We start from the raw sequence: 19,367 nt of genomic DNA on the forward strand, positions 1-19,367 counted from the left end.
GCTCGCCGTACGCAGGCGGGCGGCGGGTCCAGCAGCCGCCGGATCGCGTCGAAGTCGGCTCGCCCGCCGGCCACATTCGCCGACGCCTCCAGCAGCTCGTAGGCCGCCCCGCCGACCACCGAGGGCGGGGCCACCACATAGCCGCCGGAGGACTTCAGGTCCAGGTGCTGGCCCTTGACCGGGCCGCCGCGCTGATCGGTGCCGGGGAAGTACAGGTGCAGCCCACCCGAGGGGGTGGCCACCCTGGCGAACGCCCCCACCAGCAGCCGGGCTCGCTGAAGCCGGTTCAGCGCCGCCCAGCCCGACCCGGACGGGCGCACGTCCACGTCCACCACGTCGATCGAGGCCGCGCCGTTCAGGGTGCCGGTCGCGATCGCCACGTTGGCGCGCGGCCAGCGCCGCCACCACGCCCGGATCTGGTCGGGGTCGGTGGTGGCGTCCTTGAACCCCTGCCGGGTGAGCGGGGCCTTGCCACCCGCCCGGCACGGAAACACCGGCCAGCCCCGCCCCGCATACGCCAGCGCCGAGTCCAGCAGCCGCGCCGGGTCCGGTACCGTGGGGACATCGTGTGAGTTGCTGTCGGCCGCTCGGGGTGCCTGCCCCGAGCGGTCTTGCGTTTCGGTCATGGTCTTCCTTCGCCAACGACAAGGGGTGTGGTGCGCGAGTACGGGCCGCCGGATGCCTCGGCTGGCCGGTGTCTCGGGCTCCACACCCCTGGTGTGCTCCCCGTGGCGGTGACTCCCGCGCGCCGCCTGGACTGCGCGGGCCGCCAACGACAAAACGATCTGTAGCTGTCAGATGGGCCGCAGGCGGCGGCCCGGTACGCGGCGGAAGCCGGTCAGGCCACCTCGCGACTGGCCCAGCGGGTCGCGAACCCCTGCTCGATGCGGTCCAGGTCCTCGCGCCGGTAGACGTAGCGGTGCCCGAACTTGCGCCAGCCGGTCAGCTTCCCGGACCGGCGCAGGTTGCCGACGTAGTTGCGCGACACCCCGAACCGGTCGCACAGGTCCTTCTCGGTGATGTACAGCTCCGGGTCCGGCAGCGCCATGGGGCTCTCCTTCTCAACAGTTCCGGGCGGAAGCGGGAGGGGCCGCCCTGGGGGTTGAACAGCGGGACCAAAGTCCCTACCGCCGACCATTTAGCCACCCCGATGCACCCCTGTCACCTGCGGTTTCATCGGAAACATCTTGTTCGCCCCCCACGGGGCGCGGGGTTTAAGCAGAGCGGCCACCCCTCGCCGATCAGGGAGTTTGATCCGCAAAAGACCGCTCGTGTTAAACCCCGTGCCCCCTACGGGGAACGAGCGGATTTCACCTAGGGCGAACGGGGCCAGGCCCTTCGGTCAGGCCGCCCGCGCCGGTGCGCCGCGCTCGCCGTGAACGCCGTCGTGGGGGAGCTGGGAGGCCCGCCAGCACAGCCCCGACATGTAGGGGCGGATGTTCTCGATCTGCCGCGCGGTGAGCTTGACGTAGGCGGCGGTCGCGCCGGTGTGGCGGGCGTGCCCGAGCACCAGCTTCAGCGACCGTTCGGGGATCTCCCGGTCCTCCATCGCGGTGGCGAACCCGCGCCGGAAGGCGTGGAACCCCCGGATCGGTGTCAGCCCGTGCTCGCGCTCGGCCAGCTCGGCCGCCCGCCGCAGCCAGCGCCGCGCCAGCCCGTCATAGACCCGCGCGCCGCGCCGGGTGACAAACAGCGGCTCGGCCGCCGCGCGCCCCTCGGTGCGCGCCCGCAGCATGACCACCAGCGGGTCATCGTCGGCGGCCGGGAGTGGCACGTCCCGGAAAGCGTTCTTGGTCTTGCCTTTGTCGCGGGCCAGCCCCACCCCGGCGCGCAGCACCTGCCGGACCACCACGACCCGGCGCTTCCAGTCGATCGAGGCCACATCCAGCGCGGCGGCCTCCTGCCACCGCAGGCCCGTCCCGTACAGCAGCGTGAAGAAGTCCCCCGCCAACCCGTCGCCGTCCAGCACCCTGCCGCCCGCGTCCGGGACGGCCAGCGCGTAGGCGCAGTCCAGGAACACCGGGGCGTCCTCGGCGTACAAAACCGACTGCTCGCCCGAGTCCTTGGACAGCTCCTGGGCGGTGATGTCGCACGGGTTGGCGCGCTCGCGCCACTCGTTGCCGATCGCCCACTTGAACACCGGGTACAGCGACCCCGAGTGCAGCGTCCGCAGCGACGAGGGCGACAGCCGCTTACGCGCCCGCCTGATCACCTGCCGGATGTGCTCGGGCCGGATCTCGTTGATGTCCATGTGCCCGATCACCGGGTACACGTGCAGCCGCCAGTTCTCCCGGTACTTGGCCACCGTGCCCGGCACCACACGGGCCTCTTTGACCTTGGCGTACTCGGTCGCCACCTGACGGAACGTCCGCCCGCCCACAGCGGGCGCGGCCACCGTGCGCGGGTCCACCATCCCGCCTGCCATCAGCGCGGCCTTGAACTCGGCCACCTCGTCGCGGGTGTCGGCGGTGAACGACTTGGAACCGTTGTTCCACCGCATCCGCCACTTGCCGTTCGGCAGCTTCTTGATCTTCGGGTCCTGCGCCACTCGGGTCTCCCTGACCTACGAGCGGGCGACCCCTCCCACACCACATCATCCCAGCCCACAGCGGCCCTTGCGAACCCACCGGGTGTACATGCGGTGTAACCGGGGCCAGCCCGCTTACATACGGCCAGGCCACAGGCACAGCCCCCGGTTATCCACAGTTCCGCCGACGGCTGGCACCCGATGTGCCACCCGACCCAGGATGGTTGGTGAGCCCGAACGACCCACGAGAAAGGACACGGACATGCACGGCGGATTCCCGGGGATCGGCGTCAGCACCCTGGTCTACGGCGCGGTCTGGATCACCACGACCACCACCCGCGCCCTCACGCGCCTGCGGGGTGCCCGATGACCGCTCCCACCCTCACGCGCGAGACCGCGGCGGCCGGCGTCGGCGACCTCACGCTGACCGTCATCGTTCCAGCGCACAACGAGGAGGCGGGTCTGCCCGCCACGCTCGAATCGCTGTGGCGACAGACCGTCCCGCCCGACCAGATCATCGTGGTGGACGACGGGTCCACCGACCGCACCGGCGAGGTCGCCCGTGCTCACGGTGCGACAGTCCTGCGACCCGAGCACCGGTTAGGCAGCAAGGCCCGGGCCCAGAACCACGCGCTCCCCCACTGCAAGGGGGATCTGATCCTCGCGGTGGACGCCGACACCGTTCTCGCCCCCGACTACGTCGAACGCCTCCGCCCGGTCTTCGCCGACCCGACCGTGGTGATCGCCGCCGGCAACGTCCAGACCCGCTTCACCCGCACGCTCTGGGAACGCGGCCGCTCGGTGGAGTACCTCTTCGGGTTCCACTTCCAGCGGCCCATCCAGCAGGGCGCGGCCAGTCCGATGGTCTGCTCCGGTTGCTGCTCGACGTTCCGGCGTGACGTCCTGGCCGCGTCCGGTGGGTTTCCCGAGCGCACCATCGTCGAAGACATGGACGCCACGTGGACGTGGCAGATCGAAGGTCGCCGGGCCGTCTACGTCCCCGAGGCCGTGGCCTGGGCCGCCGATCCGGAGACGCTGCCCTTCTTGCGCCGACAGGTGTGGCGTTGGATGTCGGGCTTCTTCCAGAACGTGCGGCTGCATCTGCGGCCGATGGTGCGACACAAACCCATGCTGGCGCTCTGGGTCGTCCTGGCCGTGATGGAGATCCTGCTCGCGCCGCTCTGGTGGCTGACTCCCGTCGTGCTGACCACGGCCGGACACCTCTCGCCCGTCCTGGCGGCCCTCTGGTGGTTGGCCAGCGAGCTGCCGCTGCTGATCGCGACGCTGCTCTACGCCGCACGAAAACGGGAGATCCCCGTCCGCCGGGTGCTGGTCAACCTTCCGTGCCTGTACCCGATCCGCGTCGTCAACACGTACTACGCGTGGAAGGCGCTGATCGTGGAACTCGTGCTGGTCCCCCTGGGCCTCGCCAGAACCCTGACCACCTACCACAAGGGCCGCTGACCACTGAGATCGGGACGGGCGACCCCCGCCCCTCAAGTCCTCATGACCCATGTCCCAGAAGCCGTACTGGAGGTTCAGGACGTCGCCCCTGCGGGATCTGCGTCAACATCACGGCGCTACACCTTCAAAGGATGGGAGCCTCCCTGGCACAAGTACGACGTCGCATGCCCGCCCGAGTTGAACAGTCGAGTGGCCTCTCCTGGTCAGAGCTCTCGGCTGGCCACGCTTCGCGAAGGCAATCCGCGTGGCGATGCGACTCACCGCCTGGGATGCCAGCGCCGGGCAAGCTACCCGACCATGTGTGGAAGGAATCTGCGCGGCCAAGCGGTTCACCGAATGCGCCTGGCGCGTTGCGACCCGATTCGGTCGCGGAAAGGGTCCGCGCGGCTACGTGGCTTTTCCGCGAGGGCAGCGTCTGGCGAGTTGCAACCTTTACTCAGGTACAGGCTTACCGTCGAGGCGAGGCCGTCCGAGTGGACGGGCCCGTCGCCGACAGCCGAGGAACGCGAGGCTCGCTCCGTCTCATCGCCGGTAGTCGTGACTCGCAGGAACGAGAGGAGCCGAGATGGGTGAATCCGAGGTGCCGATCGTGTGCACACTCTCGCCGTCCTCGATGGTGAAGCGTCTGCAAGCGTTCGAAGCCGAGTTCGCCGCCGGGCTGATCGGTGTGGAACGGGAGCCGCTGCGACTACGGCTGACCTTCGAGGTCGACAACGAGCAGGAAGCGGTGCTCCGCGACCTGTTCGCCCAGGAACAGCGGTGCTGTGCGTCCCTCACCTTCCGATTCCGGCGTACTGAGGGCCGGCTGATGGTCGAGGTGATCGCGCCCGAAGACGCGGGTCCGACGTTGGACGGCATGCAGGCCATCGCCGAGCGCCGGGCGCCTGCCGAGGTCATCGCTCGAGGCTGGACGGGATGAGCGACGGCTACCAGGGACTGCGGTCGAGTCAAGTTGCTGAAGCCGCCGGGGTGAATCCGCAGACACTGCGGTACTACGAACGGCGGGGACTCATCGCCGAGCCGGCCCGGACGTTGGGAGGGCATCGGCTCTATCCGTCCGGGACCATCACGCTCCTGCGGGGTATCAAGGCGGCCCAGCGGCTCGGGTTCACCCTGGAGGAGGTCTCGGATCTGCTCGATGCGGCACGTCATCGGCATGGCCGGCCCGACGGCGGCTTGCAGGAACGTGCCCGGCTGAAGCTGGCCGAGGTGGAACGGCGGATCGACGATCTGCACGTCATCCGCGCAGCGTTGCAGGAGGCGATCAGCGCGGGCTGCGACGATGTGTCGTCCTGCGCCGCCGAGCCGTCCTGCCCCCTCCCCTTCTCTGACCTCCTCCCCCACGACACGAGATGACTCGCCGGAGGAGCTGACACACCCGAGACCGCTGAACGCCTCCTCGGATCTGCACGACGCCGTCCCGACTGTGTTCGGGAAGCTGCCTCTCCTGTACGTCCGGTGCTCCAGTACAGGCGTCCGAGCGCGAGTGCTGGCGCGCGCCTTGAGCACTGGCTTGGCCTTGAGCTCGCGCGGGCTTGAGCGCTCGCTCTGCCTCAAGCGCTGGCACCGGCTCAAGCACTCGCTCGGCCACCAGCCAAGGGTGACCAGGTCACGGGGCATGGGGTGAACAGGCGGGAGGGGTGGGGGCGGATACGGTTCGGATCATGACCATTGCTCGTTCCCTGCTGCTGTTCGTGCTGGCCGCGATCGCTGAGATCGGAGGTGCCTGGCTTATCTGGCAGGGGGTCCGTGAGCATCGCGGGGGGTGGTGGATCGGCTTCGGGATCATCGCCCTCGGGCTGTACGGGTTCGTGGCCACTCTTCAGCCTGACGCGCACTTCGGGCGGATCCTGGCCGCGTATGGGGGCGTCTTCGTCGCGGGCTCCCTGGCCTGGGGCATGGTCATAGACGGCTACCGTCCCGACCGCTGGGACCTCACTGGCGCTCTCATCTGCCTGATCGGTGTCCTGGTCATCATGTACGCGCCGCGCTGACTCGCGGTCCCTGCGCCCGGTACCCGCGCTGCCCGTGGTGCCCGGACAAGCCTGCACGATGCCTGGGACGCGATGGCCCCAGCGTCGTCACGGTGACCTGCCACGCGAGCGAAGTCACCGCGACCATCGTCGCGTCTGTCGCTGGTCAGTCTGCTTCTGCCCGTGCGAGCGGGCACGCGAACGGCATGGTCCGCCGGACCTGGCCGCGATCGTCCAACTGCCGCGTGGCGGGGCTGCTGGACCTGGCCGCGATCGTCCAACTCTCACGTCGCGGGTCTACCAGACCCGGCCGCCATCATTCAGCTCCCGCATCGCGGGGTTGCCGCAGCTGGGCGCGATCGTCCAACTACGACGTGGCGGGGCTGCGGCAGTTGGTCGCGATCGTTCAGCTCCCGCATCGCGGGGCTGCAGGACCGGGGCGCGATCGCCCAACTGCCACGTGGCGGGGCTACCGGACCGGGGACGCGATCGTCCTACTGCCGCGTCGCGGAGCTGCAGGGCCGGGGTGCGGTCGTTTCACTGCCGTGTGGTGGGTCGGCCGCGCCTGTTCCTCGGCCGCGGGTCGTAGGTCTGCGTCGCCCGACTGCATGGTGGCCCCTGGGAGGGGTGGCCATGGGGTGGGTCAGAGGTGGAGGCGGGATTGGAGGGCGGTTAGGCCGGAGGCTCGCATCTGGGCGTCGTTGGTGGTCAGGGCCCGGGTGACTTCGTACCAGGGGCCGAGTTTGTGCCAGAGGAGGCCTCGGGCGCGGAGGGACGGGGTGACGCCGTAGGCGGTGGCGAGGGCTTCGGCGAAGGCGGGCGGGGTGCCGTGGAGGGTCCAGGAGAGGTCGATGGCCGGGTCGCCGGCGTGGGCGTCGCCGAAGTCGATGACACCGGAGAGGCGGCCGTCCGAGACGAGGACGTGTTCGGGGCCGAGGTCGCCGTGGACGACGGTGTCGGTGATGCCGGTGTCGAGGGCGTCCAGCAGGGAGGCTCCGGCGGCGCGGTCCTGGTCGGGCAGGAGCGGGATGACGCGGTCGCGGAAGAGGGCGAGATCGGCGGCGAACTCGTCGCGGACGTCGCGCAGGCCGTGGGCGGTGGCCTGGTGGACGTCCGTGTCGTGCAGCGCGCGGAGGAAGTGGCCGAGGGCGCGGCCGTGTTCGGCGGCCGGTGACTCCAGCGGGACGCCGGGGACGAGGCGGTGCCGGACGATCAGCGGGTCGGACGAGACGAGTTCCGGGACGGGCACCGGCAGCGGGAGGCGTGGGGCGAGCCAGGGCATGAGCCGGATCTCCGCCAGGAGGCGGGGATGGACGTCCGGGCGGCGTGGGGTTCGTTCGATCCAGCCGTCCTTGAGCGTCGCCCTGCTGTCCCAGCCCCTGTCGAAGTCGTTCATGATCCAAAGAGGTTACTGGGGCTGCAGGCCGGGGCGGCCGAATTTCGGGCCGCGCATGCGCATGGAGCGGTTGAACGTCGTGGTCAGGGCGATGGCGAGGGTCAGCAGCGACAGCAGCAGGACGGCCTTGCGGGGGCCCGTCACCGACAGGAGGCAGCCGCCGAGCAGCTGCCCGAGCGGCATGGATCCCCAACTGGCGAGCAGGGCGACGCTCTTCACGCGGCCGAGCAGGTGGTCCGGGATCACCTTGTACTGGTAGCCGACGACCACGACGTTCCAGACGGGGCCGACGACGGCCATGCAGGCGATGATCGCGGCCAGTTCGTACGGGCTGGTGGCGACGGCGAGCAGCGGGGCGGTCGCGGCCCACACCCAGGCGGTGCCGATGGCGACGGCCCGGGACGACAGCAGGTCGGACACGCGCGGGGCGACGAGGGCTCCGACGAGTCCACCGACGCCGAAGCAGCCGAGGACCAGGCCCGTCCCCGCGCTGCCCGCGCCGAGGCGCCCGGACAGGACGACCAGGGTGAGGATCAGCGCCTGGAACATCAGGTTGACGGCGGACGTCAGCACCACGCTCATCCGGACGAACGGCTCGTGCCACAGCCAGCGCAGTCCCTCGCGGATCTCCCCGTACAGGCCGCGCGCCCACGAGTGTCCGGCGGCGCCCGGTCCCGGAGGCGGCGGCGCGGGGCGGCGGCCGGTGCGGATGCCCAGGACGGTCGCCGCGGAGATCAGGTAGGACGCGGCGTCGACGACGAAGGGCAGCGCGTGGCCGAGGCCGAAGAGCAGGCCGCCGAGCGGCGAGCCGGTGAGGGCGGCGCCGCGGCTCTTGGTCTCCTGCCTGGCCAGCGCCTCGGTGAGGCGTTCGGGCGGCACCAGGGCGGGCAGCAGCGCGCGTTGCGAGACGCTGAAGAACACGAAGCACGAACCGGACACGAAACCGGTGGCGAGGATGTGCGGGAAGGTCACCGTGTCCAGGGCGAAGGCGACGGCGAGGCTGCCGAGCGCGGCGAACTGGCCGATCTCGCAGGAGAGCATGACGCGGCGGCGGTCCCAGCGGTCCACGAGCGCGCCCGCGGGCAGGTAGAACAGCACGTACGGGAGGGTTCCGGCGAAGCCGGACACGCCCGCCTTGGCCGGCGAGCCGGTCAGCGCCAGCACGAGCAGCGGGAACGCGACCGCGGTCATGCGGGTGCCGACCTCGGAGAAGGTCTGTCCCGTCCAGAGCAGGACGAAGTTCCGATGACGCCAGAGCGACGCGTTTCCCCGCATTACCTCAAGATCGGCCCGGGGGCCGCGCGCCGTCAAGGTGACCGGCCGCCACGTGCGGTTCACTGCGACGGAGGTTCGAGTGTCCCGGTCCGGTGGAAGCTCAGCAGGGACTCCGTCCATGGCTCGATCTTGATTCCCTTCTCGTCGAGCCAGGCGTCACTCCAGTACGTGGTGGGGTAAAGGTCGCCGTCGTCGCAGATCAGGGTGGCGACACTGCCCGTGCGTCCGTCCCGCAGCATGCGCGCCACGAGTTGCAGCGCGCCCCAGAGGTTCGTGCCGGTGGAGGCACCCGCCTTCAGACCGGTCGTGCCGCGCAGGTACCGCATGGCGGCCAGGCTCGCGGCGTCCGGGACGGGGATGACGACGTCCACCACGGACGCGTCGAAGCTCGGCTCGACGCGTGGGCGTCCGATCCCCTCGATCCGGGACGGCATCCCGGTCATGTAGTCGTCGGCGCCGTAGGCCCAGGCGGGGAAGTAGGCCGAGTTCTCCGGGTCCGCGACCGCCAGCCGGGGCCGGGCCTCCCCCGCGCCCTGGGCGATGCGGCGGCCGATCGCGGTGGCCGTTCCGCCGCTTCCGGCGCCGACCACGATCCAGTCGGGGACGGCCGGAAGCCGCTCGAACAGGACGTGCCCGATGTCGTCCTCGCCGCCCGCGCTCGCCGCGATGGCGTCGGCGGACGCGGCGAGGTAGTTCATGTAGTGGCCGCCGCGCGTCCAGGCGAGCCGTTCGGCCTCCTCGTAGATCGCGAGCGGAGGATGGACGAGATGGCACGTCCCGCCGAGTCCCTCGATCCGTGCGATCTTCTCCGGGCTGGAGCGGCGCGGCATGACGGCGACGAACGGATGCCCCAGCAGGCGGGCGACGTACGCCTGAGCGACGGCCGCGTTCCCTCCGGTCGCCTCGACGACCGTCGCTCCCGGTTCGAGCGCGCCGCGGCGCAGGGCGTCCCGGAACAGGGCCCGCGCCAGCCGATGCTTCAGGCTGCCCGTCGGGTGGGTGGATTCGTCCAGCAGGTAGAGGTGGACGTCCCATTCGGGCGGCAGCGGGAACCTGCGGAGGATGCCCGTGGTCGCGTGGTGGTCGGCGGCGTCGGCGTCCAGAAGGCGAAGGAGGTCGATCACCCCGGCGACCCTAGCCTCCCGCGCGGTTCATGGTTTCCTCCTCGGCCGGTCGGCCCTGCTCGCTTGTTCGGCGGCGGCTCCCGAATGAAACCGGCGGCCGCCTTTACGTTGTAGATCAACAACCAGCGGGGGCGGCGAGTAGGTTGGCGGGCGTGAAGATGATCAAGTACGGGCACGCCTGCGTCCGGCTGGAGAAGAGCGGGCGGGCGCTGGTGATCGACCCTGGTGAGCTGACGCCCGAGAGCGCGGCGACGGACCGGGTGGAGGCGGTGCTCATCACCCACCAGCACGCCGACCACTACTCCCTGGACAAGCTGTGGGACGTGCCCGCGATCTACACCTGTCCCGGTGTCGCGCGGGTGCTGGACGGCGTGGACGGGTTCCGCGAGCTGGCCCGGGACCGGGTGCACGTCGTCCGGGACGGCGACACGTTCGACGCGGCCGGCTTCCGGATGCGCGTGGTCGGCGAGAAGCACCACATCAGCCATCTCGACCACCCGCCCGTGGACAACGTCGGCTTCCTCGCAGACGACGAGGTGTTCCATCCGGGTGACGCGCTGACCAGGGTGGACGTTCCAACGCTGCTGCTGCCGGGACAGGCTCCGTGGCTGACCGTCCCGATGATGAGCGCGTATCTGCGCGGGGTGGATCCGCAGCGGGCGTTCGCGATCCATGACGGGCTGCTGAACGAGATCGGGCTTGAGGTGCTGGACGACGTGCTGGCGATGGAGGCCGAGCGTGCGGGCCGCGAGATCCGGCGGCCCGCCGTGGGCGAGACCGTGGAGTTGTGAACGCCTGCGAAGTCTGCGGTGGTCGCGGTGCCCGATGCCGCCGAAGGCCGCGCTTCGCGAACATGACGGGTAGTTCGCCAACGCTTGACCTTCCCGTGCCGATGCCCGGGTATCTCCAGGCCAAAGGCGGTGCGCGCGGACGTGGACGCACATGAGACGACGGCGGACGCGGGCGACACAACAGGAGGACCAGGTCATGCGAGTGTTCGTCACGGGTGCGTCCGGATGGATCGGTTCTGCCCTGATCCCCGAACTGCTCGACGCCGGCCACCAGGTCGTCGGCCTCGCCAGGTCCGACTGCGCCGCGGGCGCCGTCGCCGCCGCGGGGGCCGAGGCGCTGCGCGGCGACGTGGAGGACCTGGACGTCCTGCGGGCCGGTGTCGCGGGCGCCGACGGAGTGATCCACCTGGCCTTCGACCACGACTTCTCCCGGTTCGAGCAGTCGGCGCGGGCGGACGCGCGGGTGATCGAGGCGCTCTGCGACGAGCTCGCGGGCTCGGGGAGGCCGCTGGTCGTGACGTCCGGGACGCCCGTCGTGCCGGGGCGGACGGCGACCGAGCGGGACGAGTCCCTGCCCGGCACCCCGCCGGCGGCCCGGGACGCCAACGCGCGGCTGGCCCTCATGGCGGCCGAGCGCGGCGTCCGGTCGTCGGTCGTGCGGTTGCCGCGTTCGGTGCACGGCCTGGACGACGTGCAGGGCTTCGTCGCCCGCATGATCGACATCGCGCGCGCGAGGGGCGTGTCCGGTCAGGTCGGCGACGGGTCCGCCCGGTGGCCGGCGGTGCATGTCGAGGACGCGGCGCGGCTGTTCCGGTTGGCCCTGGAGGACGCCCCGGCGGGGTCGGTGCTGCACGCGGTCGGCGACGAAGGCGTGCCGACCCGTGACATCGCCCTGGCCATCGGCCGTTATCTGGGGATTCCCACGGCGTCCGTCCCGGCCGGCGACTTCGGTTTCCTGGGGCCGCTTTTGGCGGTCGACCAGCCCGCCTCCAGCATGCTGACCCGCCAGTTGCTGGAGTGGCAGCCGACCCGCCCCGGCCTCATCGCCGACCTGGGCCGAGGCCACTACTTCGACGCGGCCACGCCGTGATCGGACGCGTCGGCGCCTCCCGAGCCCTCGACCACTCAGTCCCGGTGCCCACCGGACCCGTCATCCGGCCCGGGACGAAACGACGGCCCAGTTCTCGCCGGTGACGGTGACCGCCTGGTCGTCACTGATCGAGACGAAGCGGCCGGGCCCGGCGGCGAGCAGGTCGTGGCGCTCGGCGCGGCCCCGGTCGCGGTGCGGCAGGACGGTGAACGGGACGAGCGCGAGGCCTGCCATCGTGCTCGGCCGCCCGGGATCGTCCGGGTCGGCGAAGGTCCGCAGGTCGGGCCCGGCCAGCGCGGCGCCCGCCGACACACCGGCGTAGGCGAGGCGTCCTTCCCGCATCCGCTGTTTCACTGTTTCGCCGAAACCGCTGCGCTGCGCGTGTTCCAGCAGGTGCAGCGCATACCCACCACATACGAAAACGAGTTGGCTCGCTCAAGCGCTTGCCGGACGTCCGTGGGTGATGCGTCCTCCAACTCCAGGCGCTCAACGTCAACGCCGAGGTTCCGTAGCAGGTCGTCGGCGTGCTGGACGTAGGGGGCGTCCGGTAGAGGGGTGGCCGCCGTGGGGACCAGCGCGGCACGGCGCGGCTTGCCGGGCAGCGAGCGCACCCAGTCCGGCAGCGCACCCAACTCCGCCGACCCGAGAAACAGCCGTGGCGGTCTGGGACGTCGGTTCACGCATTCCAGCCTATGAGCCGTCGCGCATGAGGTCGTGCGGCCGGGTCGCGCGCCGGATGTCCAGGAAGCCGCGCCGGGCTCAGTGCCAGACGCGGTCGAGGAAGCGGGCGATGAGCGGGGCGATCTCGGGCAGGTGCGTTTCGAGGGCGAAGTGGCCGGTGTCGAACAGGTGGAGTTCGGCGTCGGGGACGTCGGCGAGGTAGGCGCGACCGCCGGGGGCCGGGAAGAACGGGTCGTTCGCACCCCAGGCGATGAGCGTCGGCGGGGTGTGCTTGCGGAGCCACGCCTGCCACGTGGCGTAGCGCTCGACGTTGGTGTGGTAGTCGAACGCCAGCGCCACCTGGGCTTCCTTGCGACCGGGAAGGTCGAGGAAGTGCTGGTCGAGCGTCCAGGACTCGGGGGCGATCGTCTCGGGGTCGGCGACGCCGGTCTCGTACTGGCTCCGCGTGCCGTCGAGTGTGAGCAGGGCGCGGACGGTCGCTTCGGCGTCGGGCTGCTCGGGACGCAGGGCGATGAAGTCGCGCGCGCCGTCGGACAGCCCGGCCTCGTAGGCGTTGCCGTTCTGGACGACCAGTCCGGCGACCCACTCGGGATGCCGTTCGGCGAGCCGGAACCCGACCGGAGCGCCGAAGTCGAACACGTACATGACGAAGCGGCGCAGGCAGAGTCGCTGGACGAACCCTTCGGTGATGTCGGCGAGACGGTCGAAGGAGTAGGTGAAGCCGTCCGGCGTCCGGGTGTGCCCGAAGCCCGGATAGTCGGGGGCGATGAGCCGGTAGCGCGAACCCAGGACGTCGATCAGCCGCCTGAACTGGTGTGATCCGGAGGGGAACCCGTGCAGCAGGAGCAGGACGGGCGCGTCGTCCCGTTCGGGCAGTGACTCCCGGTAGAAGACGCGCACGCCGTCCACGTCGAGGTGGCGGTGGACGGTGCGGGTGACCTGGGGATGCGTCATCACTAATGCCTTTCTGTAGCCAAGATGCGTTAGTTATAGCGAGGCGGCGACTAACGGGTCAAGGTGTGCTTGTAGCATTAGCGGCATGAGCGCTGTCGTCCCGCTGACCGGAGAGCCGCTGGCCCTGGACCTGGTGAACACCCGAACAGCCGTGGGTGACCTGCTCACCTCGGCCGATGACCTGCGGAAATGGTGTGAGCTTCAGGCCGGGCGGCTGCCTTCCCCGCTGCACGCCGACGCGGAAGCGCTGGCCGCCGTCCGGGCCGTCCGTAACCACGCGGCCCGGGCGCTCGATCGCGTTCGACGAGGTGAACGTCCCGATGAGGAGGACGTGAAGGCGCTCAACGACGCGCAGCGCGCCGCGCCCGCGATCAATGAGCTGGCCTGGGACGGCGCGGCGCTCGTCGCCGAACGCCGTCGAACGGGCCCGTCCGGGAAGCGGCTCGCCGCGCATCTTGCCGAGGCCGCGGTCGAGCTGCTGGCCGATCCCGCGGTCACCAAGGTCCGGCAGTGCGAGGCGGACGACTGCGTGATGCTCTTCCTCCCCGCGCATCCGCGCCGCCGCTGGTGCTCCCCCGCACGCTGCGGCAACCGCGTCCGCGTGGCGCGCCACTACCAGCGCCACCGGGACGAGTGACTCAGAGCCGGTCGAGAGCGGCGAGCCGGTCCCGTTCTTCGGGCGTGGTCGCGTAGTAGACGAAAAGCTCGACGTCCGGCGCGGCGGCCGGGTGCAGGACGTGGAATCCGAGCGTGATCAGACCGAGTCGCGGATGGTTGAGGGTCTTGCGACCGGCGGTCTTCTCCATGACCTGCTGCCGAGGCCACCATTCGGTGAACTCCGGCGACGCGGTGGCGAGGCGGCCGACGAGCTGCTCGAAGCGCGGATCCCCCGGGTACTGCGCGCCCGCTCGGCGGAGCATCGCGACCTGCCCCTGCGCGCCCGACTTCCAGTCGGGGTACAGGTCGCGCATCCGGGGGTCGGTGAGGATGAGCCACGCCATGTTCCGGTCGCGCGGCGGCAGCGTCCCGAAGTCGATGATCAGTTTCGCGCCGAGCCGGTTCCAGGCGAGGACGTCCCGGCAGGGGCTCAGCGCGAAGGCGGGCCCGTTGAAGGAGTCGACGACCTCCTGGAGTCCGCGCACGGCCGGGCGGTCGCGGCGTTTCCGGCGGCCGGCGGCGGGCGCGCGCAGGTTCTCGGCGAGGGCGTGCAGGTGGGCGCGTTCCGTGTCGTCCAGGCCGAGGGCGGTGGCGATGGCGTCCAGGGCCTGCGCCGACGGGCGGACGCGTCCCTGCTCGATGCGCTGGTAGTGGTCGGGACTGACACCCGCGACGATGGCCAGTTCCTCACGCCGCAGGCCGGGGACGCGCCGTCCGGTCGAACGCGGGAGGCCGACCTGCTCGGGTGAGACCCGTCCGCGATGGTGGCGGAGGAAGGCGGCGAGTTCGTCGCGGGGGTCGTCCGGCGTCATGTCCTCCACCCTCGCACGCCGCAGGAGGACGTGGGTGGCCACGCCATGGCCAGGCACGACCCGCCCTGCCGCGTCCCGTGGGTTCGGCCGACGGTGGGACGTATGAAGATCACCGTTTCGACGCGTGTCAGGTCGGCGCTGCTCGCGCTCGTCGCGGGCAGCACCGTGGCGAACCTCTACTACGCCCAGCCCGTCCTGGCGTCGCTCGCGTCCTCGCTGGACACCTCGCCGAGTCTCGCGGCCACGGTCGTCGTGGCCACGCTGGTCGGGAACGGCCTGGCCCAGTTGCTGCTCGTCCCGCTGGCGGACCTGGTGGAACGGCGGCGTCTCACTCAGGCGCTGTTGGCCGTCCAGGCCGCGGCGATGCTGGTGATGGCCGGCTGCCGGGACCTGACCGTGGCGCTCACCGCGTGCGTCGTCATCGGGCTGGGCGGCTCGGCGGCGATGGCGCTGCTGTCGTACGCGGCGTCGCTCTCCGCACCCCGGGAGCGCGGACGGGCGACCGGGACCGTCATGAGCGGCGTCCTGCTCGGCATCCTGTTCTCGCGGAGCATCAGCGGGTTCGTCAGCACGATGTTCAGCTGGCGCGTCACGTATCTCGGCGGGGCCGCGCTCGCCGTGGCCGCCGCGCTGCTGCTCTTCCTGTTTCCCACGTCCCGGAACGCCGAGCCGCCGTCGGGCTACACGCGTCTGCTCGCGTCCGTGGCGGGCATCGTCGCGCGTGACCGTTTCGTCCAGCGCCGGATGGCGGTCGGCGTGCTCGGGTTCGTCTCGTTCAACGTCCTGTGGACGGGTCTGACGCTGCTGCTGTCGGGCCGCGCGTACGGATTCAGCGACCGGACGATCGGGCTGTTCGGCATCATCGGCCTGGTCGGGGCGCTGGTCGCGAGGAACGCGGGGTCGTGGTTCGACCGCGGCCACGGCGCACGGGTCTCACTGTTCGGCTGGCTGGGCATCGCGGCCGCCTGGGCCGTGTCGTTCGTCGCTGGCGGCGGTGGCGGCGCCGGCGTGGTCGGTGTCGTGGCGACCATCGCGCTGCTGGACGCGGGGATGCAGGCCCAGCACATCACCAACCAGTCCGCGCTGGTGGCGGCCCGGCCCGCGCACACCGCCCGGGTGACGACGGCCTACATGTCCACCACCGTCTTCGCCGGCGCAGTCGGCAGCGCCCTCGCGTCGACCCTCTACGCCGCGGACGGGTGGAACGCCCTGGCCGTCCTCGGCCTGGCATGCAGCACCCTCGCCCTGCTGACCCTCCGGACCGCCCGCTCCACTGCGCCCACGCCGGAGAGCATCAGCCGACACACCAAGGAGACCGAGCCCGCCACATGACCCCCGGCGAGTTCTCCTGCGACGCCCTCCACCCGGCTCTGGAGATCACGGTTCTCGGCGACGGGTGACGGGTAGATCACCCGGCGTATTCGGTCACGAGGCCCTCGGGGGAAGCATGTGCGGCCCATGTCGCGGCGAACCGTCTCGCCGGCTGAGCAAGCCCTACCTACTCACCTGCCTCGCGCTGTGCTGCGCGATGGCCACGGTTGTGGTCGCGCCCGTCCAGGCCCGTGCGGACGCGCCGAAAGGAGCGGCCCCCAGGGCATCGGCACCAGGTGATCCGAAGCTCGACAACTCCTTCAGCCCCGCTTCGGTCCCCGTCGGCAGGACGTCGACGCTGACGTTCACCGTCACCGTCACCGTCACCGGCCCCAGCTCCAATCCCGGCCCCGGCCCCGCGAACGCCCGGCGGAGTTGGTGGTTCACCGACGTGCTCTCCCCCGGCCTGAGGCTGGTGAGGGCGGCGCACGCTCGCACCAACTGCGCCGTGCACTCCCTCACCGCCGACTACGGCCGCAACAGGATCGCCGTGGAGGGGGGCGCATTGAGGCCAGGGCAGAGGTCCTGCGAGGTGGTCGTGGGCGTCACGTCGGACAGTCCCGGGACCTATCGCAACAGCGCCACGAACGTCACCGGCATCGGCGGCCTGGCACTTCCAGGCAGCGCCGACGTCACGTTCAGCGCCGCCTCCCCCGAGAGGCACGTCCGAGGCGTGCCGTCCGGGTCCAGTCCCCGGTGAGTTTCTGGACGGCGATGGCGTTCGCGCAGGGGCAGTCCCGGTCACCCTCCGACCGGCGGCGCCTTGCCCACGCCCTCTGACGTGCGTCGATACGAACACACAGCGGCAGCCGGCAGCGCCGCCCCGACCGCTTTGGCACACGGAGAAACATTCCTCCCGGTCCCCGGAAAAAAGGTCGCGCCAACAGCGTGAAGATCGCGATTCTGGACGATCAGTGACGGGTAGGCTACGCGCCGTATTGATCATGGGGGCATGGGGGAAGGTATGAGCGGTGCGCACCGCGGCGGAATGTTCCGCTATCTGAGCAGGACACGAACGTTCATCGCCGCAGCGCTCTGCGGCGCGATGGTGACGACGGCGATCTCTTCGCCCGGGGCGTCCGGGCGAGCCCGCGCGGACGCGCCGCGGAGGCCCGTCGTCCAAGCCGCGGCGTCCGGCTCCGCGTCCGGCTCCGCAGCCGGCTCCGCGGCCGGCTCTGCGGCCGGCGCGGCGCACGGCCCCAAGGGCCCCGCAGGCGGTCTCACCGCAGGCGGCCTCACCACAGGCGGCCTCACCGCCGCCGACCGTCCCGTTCCTCCGGGCGCCCCGGGAGTCGCGCCCGCCTCCGCCACGGTCGCGGGGATCCTCATCACCAAGGCGGCCAGCCCGGCGGTCTACAACGCCGCGGGCCAGACCATCACCTACACCTACCACGTCACCAACACGGGCAACGTGACGCTCAACGGCATGGGCGTCAACGACAGCCTGCCCGGTGTATCGGTCTCGTGCCCGCTGACGACCCTGACGCCGCAGCAGTCCATGGACTGCACGGCGACCTACCAGACCACCTCGGGTGACGTGACCGCCGGTTCGCTCCACAACACGGCGACCGCCCACGGCACGCCCGCCGGGCTGACCACGCCCATCCAGTCGTCCCCGGCGGAGCTGACCATCGGCACGTCGGCCGTCGCGCAGCTCTCGTTGTCGAAGTGGCCCAGCTCGCCGACCTTCACCGCGGCGGGCCAGACCATCACCTTCAACTACCGGGTCATCAACAGCGGCGCGGGGACGCTGGAGAACGTGCACGTCACCGACGACCTGCCCGGCCTGACAACGGTGACGTGCCCGCGGTCGACGCTGGACTCCGGTGAGAACGTCGTCTGCACGGCCACCTACCAGACGACCCAGGACGACCTCGACGTCGGCTCGATCTACAACATCGCGACCGCGAACGGCTCGCCCGCGGGCTCGCCGGGGGTCGTCCTGTCCGACCGGACCGACGCCACCGTGCTCGCCGCCGACAACGCGATGATCACTCTGGAGAAGTTCCCGGACGTCAGCGAGTTCTCCGCGCCGGGGCAACTGATCAACTACACCTACCGGGTCACCAACACCGGCAACGTCGCGCTCTACAACATCAACGTCACCGACGCCCTGCCGGGCGTCTCGGCCGTGACGTGCGACGCGTCGGAACTGGAGCCCGGCGAGAGCACGTACTGCCACGCCACCTACACCACGACCCAGGCCGACCTGGACGCGGGGTCCATCCACAACGTGGCCAGGGCCATCGCCTACCCCCGCGGCTCGACCGACCTGGTCGTGTCGGCTCCCGGGGAGGCCACCGTGCCGGCCAACGTGAACGCCGCGATGACGCTGGTGAAGACGCCCGACCCGACGACCTACAACCAGGTCGGCCAGACGATCAACTACACCTACGTCGTCACCAACACCGGCAACGTGACCCTCACCAACGTCCACGTCACCGATGACCTGGCGGGCATGTCGGCCATCACCTGCGACGCGACGACGCTGGCACCCGGCGAGAGCACCGAATGCCACGCGACCTACCAGATCACCCAGGCGGATCTGGACGCGCTCTCGGTCCGCAACACCGCCACCGCCCACGGCACACCGCCCACCGGCGGCACCGGGCCGATCGACTCGCCGCCGGCGGACGCCACCATCACCGCCGCCTTCAACCCGGCGATCAGCGTGCAGAAGACCGCCGACCTGACGTCCTTCTCCGCGCCCGGAGAGACGATCACCTACACCTACACCGTCACCAACACCGGCGACGTGGCGCTGAGCAACGTCGGCGTCACCGACAACCTGCCCGGCCTGTCGGCCATCACCTGCGTGGCCACGACGCTGGCGGTGGGCGCGAGCACCACGTGCACCGCGATCTACGTCACGACGCAGGAGGACGTGGACGCCGGATCGGTCAGCAACTCGGCGACCGCGACCGGAACGCCGCCCACCGGAGAGCCGGTCTCCTCGGAGCCGTCCGAGGTCACCGTCCCGGCCGAGGCCGACCCGGCGCTCACGGTGGAGAAGACCGCCGACGTCAGCCAGTTCTCCAGCGCGGACGAGACGATCAACTACACCTACGTCGTCACCAACACCGGCAACGTGACCCTCACCAACGTCGGCATCAACGACAACCTGCCGGGCCTGTCGCCGATCAGCTGCGACGCGACGACGCTGGCGCCCGGCGAGAGCACCACCTGCCACGCCTCCTACGTCACGACCCAGACGGACGTGAACAACGGGTCCATCACCAACAGAGATCGGAA

The 19,367-nt window shown here is 70.8% G+C and carries 20 protein-coding genes; 10 read left to right on the plus strand and 10 right to left on the minus strand.

Going from position 1 to position 19,367, the window contains the following annotated elements:
- The 3 genes from AB0J52_RS05555 to AB0J52_RS05565 all read right to left on the minus strand — a co-directional run.
- A partial coding sequence (locus AB0J52_RS05555) for a bifunctional DNA primase/polymerase (RefSeq protein ID WP_500180359.1) occupies nt 1-626 on the minus strand: 626 nt, incomplete at its 3' end.
- A gap of 212 nt (nt 627-838) precedes the next feature.
- Nucleotides 839-1,048, minus strand: coding sequence for a helix-turn-helix domain-containing protein (locus AB0J52_RS05560; RefSeq protein ID WP_500180360.1), 210 nt, complete (start codon nt 1,046-1,048; stop codon nt 839-841).
- 294 nt (nt 1,049-1,342) lie between these two features.
- Nucleotides 1,343-2,548, minus strand: coding sequence for a tyrosine-type recombinase/integrase (locus tag AB0J52_RS05565; RefSeq protein WP_500180361.1), 1,206 nt, complete (start codon nt 2,546-2,548; stop codon nt 1,343-1,345).
- Between the two features lie 345 nt (nt 2,549-2,893).
- Here AB0J52_RS05565 and AB0J52_RS05570 point away from each other — a divergent pair, with 345 nt between their 5' ends.
- The 4 genes from AB0J52_RS05570 to AB0J52_RS05585 all read left to right on the plus strand — a co-directional run bounded on the left by AB0J52_RS05570 (nt 2,894) and on the right by AB0J52_RS05585 (nt 5,985).
- Nucleotides 2,894-3,991, plus strand: a complete 1,098-nt coding sequence (locus AB0J52_RS05570; RefSeq protein ID WP_500180362.1) for a glycosyltransferase family 2 protein — start codon at nt 2,894-2,896, stop codon at nt 3,989-3,991.
- A 565-nt stretch (nt 3,992-4,556) separates the two neighbouring features.
- Complete coding sequence (locus tag AB0J52_RS05575; protein WP_500180363.1) at nt 4,557-4,910, plus strand: hypothetical protein; 354 nt, start codon at nt 4,557-4,559, stop codon at nt 4,908-4,910.
- A complete protein-coding gene (locus AB0J52_RS05580) occupies nt 4,907-5,347 on the plus strand; it encodes a MerR family transcriptional regulator (protein ID WP_500180364.1) in 441 nt (146 codons plus the stop codon). The genes AB0J52_RS05575 and AB0J52_RS05580 overlap by 4 nt, the downstream gene beginning before the upstream one ends.
- Before the next feature lie 308 nt (nt 5,348-5,655).
- On the plus strand, nt 5,656-5,985 hold the full coding sequence (locus AB0J52_RS05585) for a YnfA family protein (RefSeq protein ID WP_500180365.1): 330 nt from the start codon (nt 5,656-5,658) through the stop codon (nt 5,983-5,985).
- Nucleotides 5,986-6,607: 622 nt separating this feature from the next.
- On the opposite strand, the gene AB0J52_RS05590 is transcribed toward AB0J52_RS05585, so the two are convergent.
- From AB0J52_RS05590 to AB0J52_RS05600, 3 genes are read right to left on the minus strand one after another with little or no spacing between them, the layout of a single operon-like run.
- Complete coding sequence (locus AB0J52_RS05590; RefSeq protein WP_500180366.1) at nt 6,608-7,360, minus strand: phosphotransferase; 753 nt, start codon at nt 7,358-7,360, stop codon at nt 6,608-6,610.
- Between the two features lie 12 nt (nt 7,361-7,372).
- The gene (locus tag AB0J52_RS05595) at nt 7,373-8,635 is read right to left on the minus strand and encodes an MFS transporter (RefSeq protein WP_500180367.1); all 1,263 of its coding nucleotides are present in this window, start codon (nt 8,633-8,635) and stop codon (nt 7,373-7,375) included.
- A 59-nt stretch (nt 8,636-8,694) separates the two neighbouring features.
- Nucleotides 8,695-9,759, minus strand: a complete 1,065-nt coding sequence (locus AB0J52_RS05600) for a PLP-dependent cysteine synthase family protein (protein WP_500180368.1) — start codon at nt 9,757-9,759, stop codon at nt 8,695-8,697.
- 158 nt (nt 9,760-9,917) lie between these two features.
- On the opposite strand from AB0J52_RS05600, the gene AB0J52_RS05605 reads away from it, so the two are divergent.
- Together AB0J52_RS05605 and AB0J52_RS05610 are read left to right on the plus strand one after the other, a co-directional pair.
- A complete protein-coding gene (locus tag AB0J52_RS05605) occupies nt 9,918-10,550 on the plus strand; it encodes an MBL fold metallo-hydrolase (protein ID WP_500180377.1) in 633 nt (210 codons plus the stop codon).
- Between the two features lie 196 nt (nt 10,551-10,746).
- Nucleotides 10,747-11,640, plus strand: a complete 894-nt coding sequence (locus tag AB0J52_RS05610; RefSeq protein WP_500180369.1) for an SDR family oxidoreductase — start codon at nt 10,747-10,749, stop codon at nt 11,638-11,640.
- Nucleotides 11,641-11,700: 60 nt separating this feature from the next.
- Here the strand turns inward: AB0J52_RS05610 and AB0J52_RS05615 are convergent, their stop codons facing one another.
- The 3 genes from AB0J52_RS05615 to AB0J52_RS05625 form a co-directional block, all read right to left on the minus strand.
- Nucleotides 11,701-12,039: a Type 1 glutamine amidotransferase-like domain-containing protein gene (locus AB0J52_RS05615; RefSeq protein WP_500180378.1), complete on the minus strand. Its 339-nt coding sequence runs from the start codon at nt 12,037-12,039 to the stop codon at nt 11,701-11,703.
- Nucleotides 11,991-12,320, minus strand: coding sequence for a Type 1 glutamine amidotransferase-like domain-containing protein (locus AB0J52_RS05620; protein ID WP_500180370.1), 330 nt, complete (start codon nt 12,318-12,320; stop codon nt 11,991-11,993). Before AB0J52_RS05620 ends, AB0J52_RS05615 begins: the two co-directional genes overlap by 49 nt.
- Before the next feature lie 79 nt (nt 12,321-12,399).
- Entirely contained in the window at nt 12,400-13,275 is an 876-nt protein-coding gene (locus AB0J52_RS05625) for an alpha/beta fold hydrolase (RefSeq protein ID WP_500180371.1), read from the minus strand.
- A gap of 85 nt (nt 13,276-13,360) precedes the next feature.
- Between AB0J52_RS05625 and AB0J52_RS05630 the strand changes: the two genes are divergently transcribed.
- Nucleotides 13,361-13,912: a CGNR zinc finger domain-containing protein gene (locus AB0J52_RS05630; protein WP_500180372.1), complete on the plus strand. Its 552-nt coding sequence runs from the start codon at nt 13,361-13,363 to the stop codon at nt 13,910-13,912.
- Nucleotide 13,913: 1 nt separating this feature from the next.
- Here the strand turns inward: AB0J52_RS05630 and AB0J52_RS05635 are convergent, their stop codons facing one another.
- Nucleotides 13,914-14,744 carry a helix-turn-helix domain-containing protein gene (locus tag AB0J52_RS05635; RefSeq protein WP_500180373.1) on the minus strand — a complete coding sequence of 277 codons (831 nt, stop codon included), beginning with the start codon at nt 14,742-14,744 and terminating at the stop codon, nt 13,914-13,916.
- Between the two features lie 102 nt (nt 14,745-14,846).
- Between AB0J52_RS05635 and AB0J52_RS05640 the strand changes: the two genes are divergently transcribed.
- The 3 genes from AB0J52_RS05640 to AB0J52_RS05650 all read left to right on the plus strand — a co-directional run.
- Nucleotides 14,847-16,076: an MFS transporter gene (locus AB0J52_RS05640; RefSeq protein ID WP_500180374.1), complete on the plus strand. Its 1,230-nt coding sequence runs from the start codon at nt 14,847-14,849 to the stop codon at nt 16,074-16,076.
- Nucleotides 16,077-16,272: 196 nt separating this feature from the next.
- A complete protein-coding gene (locus AB0J52_RS05645) occupies nt 16,273-16,815 on the plus strand; it encodes a DUF7933 domain-containing protein (protein WP_500180375.1) in 543 nt (180 codons plus the stop codon).
- Between the two features lie 252 nt (nt 16,816-17,067).
- On the plus strand, nt 17,068-19,367 hold a 2,300-nt coding region (locus tag AB0J52_RS05650), incomplete at its 3' end, for a CLIPPER-2 domain-containing protein (RefSeq protein WP_500180376.1).

The sequence above is a fragment of the Spirillospora sp. NPDC049652 genome, from assembly GCF_040675125.1.
Lineage (GTDB): Bacteria > Actinomycetota > Actinomycetes > Streptosporangiales > Streptosporangiaceae > Spirillospora.

Bases quoted from the DNA above. Each gene is read 5' to 3' on its own strand.
- AB0J52_RS05560 (WP_500180360.1), bottom strand. From the start codon at position 1,048: ATGGCGCTGCCGGACCCGGAGCTGTACATCACCGAGAAGGACCTGTGC.
- AB0J52_RS05570 (WP_500180362.1), top strand. From the start codon at position 2,894: ATGACCGCTCCCACCCTCACGCGCGAGACCGCGGCGGCCGGCGTCGGC.
- AB0J52_RS05575 (WP_500180363.1), top strand. From the start codon at position 4,557: ATGGGTGAATCCGAGGTGCCGATCGTGTGCACACTCTCGCCGTCCTCG.
- AB0J52_RS05580 (WP_500180364.1), top strand. From the start codon at position 4,907: ATGAGCGACGGCTACCAGGGACTGCGGTCGAGTCAAGTTGCTGAAGCC.
- AB0J52_RS05585 (WP_500180365.1), top strand. From the start codon at position 5,656: ATGACCATTGCTCGTTCCCTGCTGCTGTTCGTGCTGGCCGCGATCGCT.
- AB0J52_RS05590 (WP_500180366.1), bottom strand. From the start codon at position 7,360: ATGAACGACTTCGACAGGGGCTGGGACAGCAGGGCGACGCTCAAGGAC.
- AB0J52_RS05595 (WP_500180367.1), bottom strand. From the start codon at position 8,635: ATGCGGGGAAACGCGTCGCTCTGGCGTCATCGGAACTTCGTCCTGCTC.
- AB0J52_RS05605 (WP_500180377.1), top strand. From the start codon at position 9,918: ATGATCAAGTACGGGCACGCCTGCGTCCGGCTGGAGAAGAGCGGGCGG.
- AB0J52_RS05610 (WP_500180369.1), top strand. From the start codon at position 10,747: ATGCGAGTGTTCGTCACGGGTGCGTCCGGATGGATCGGTTCTGCCCTG.
- AB0J52_RS05625 (WP_500180371.1), bottom strand. From the start codon at position 13,275: ATGACGCATCCCCAGGTCACCCGCACCGTCCACCGCCACCTCGACGTG.
- AB0J52_RS05630 (WP_500180372.1), top strand. From the start codon at position 13,361: ATGAGCGCTGTCGTCCCGCTGACCGGAGAGCCGCTGGCCCTGGACCTG.
- AB0J52_RS05635 (WP_500180373.1), bottom strand. From the start codon at position 14,744: ATGACGCCGGACGACCCCCGCGACGAACTCGCCGCCTTCCTCCGCCAC.
- AB0J52_RS05640 (WP_500180374.1), top strand. From the start codon at position 14,847: ATGAAGATCACCGTTTCGACGCGTGTCAGGTCGGCGCTGCTCGCGCTC.
- AB0J52_RS05645 (WP_500180375.1), top strand. From the start codon at position 16,273: ATGGCCACGGTTGTGGTCGCGCCCGTCCAGGCCCGTGCGGACGCGCCG.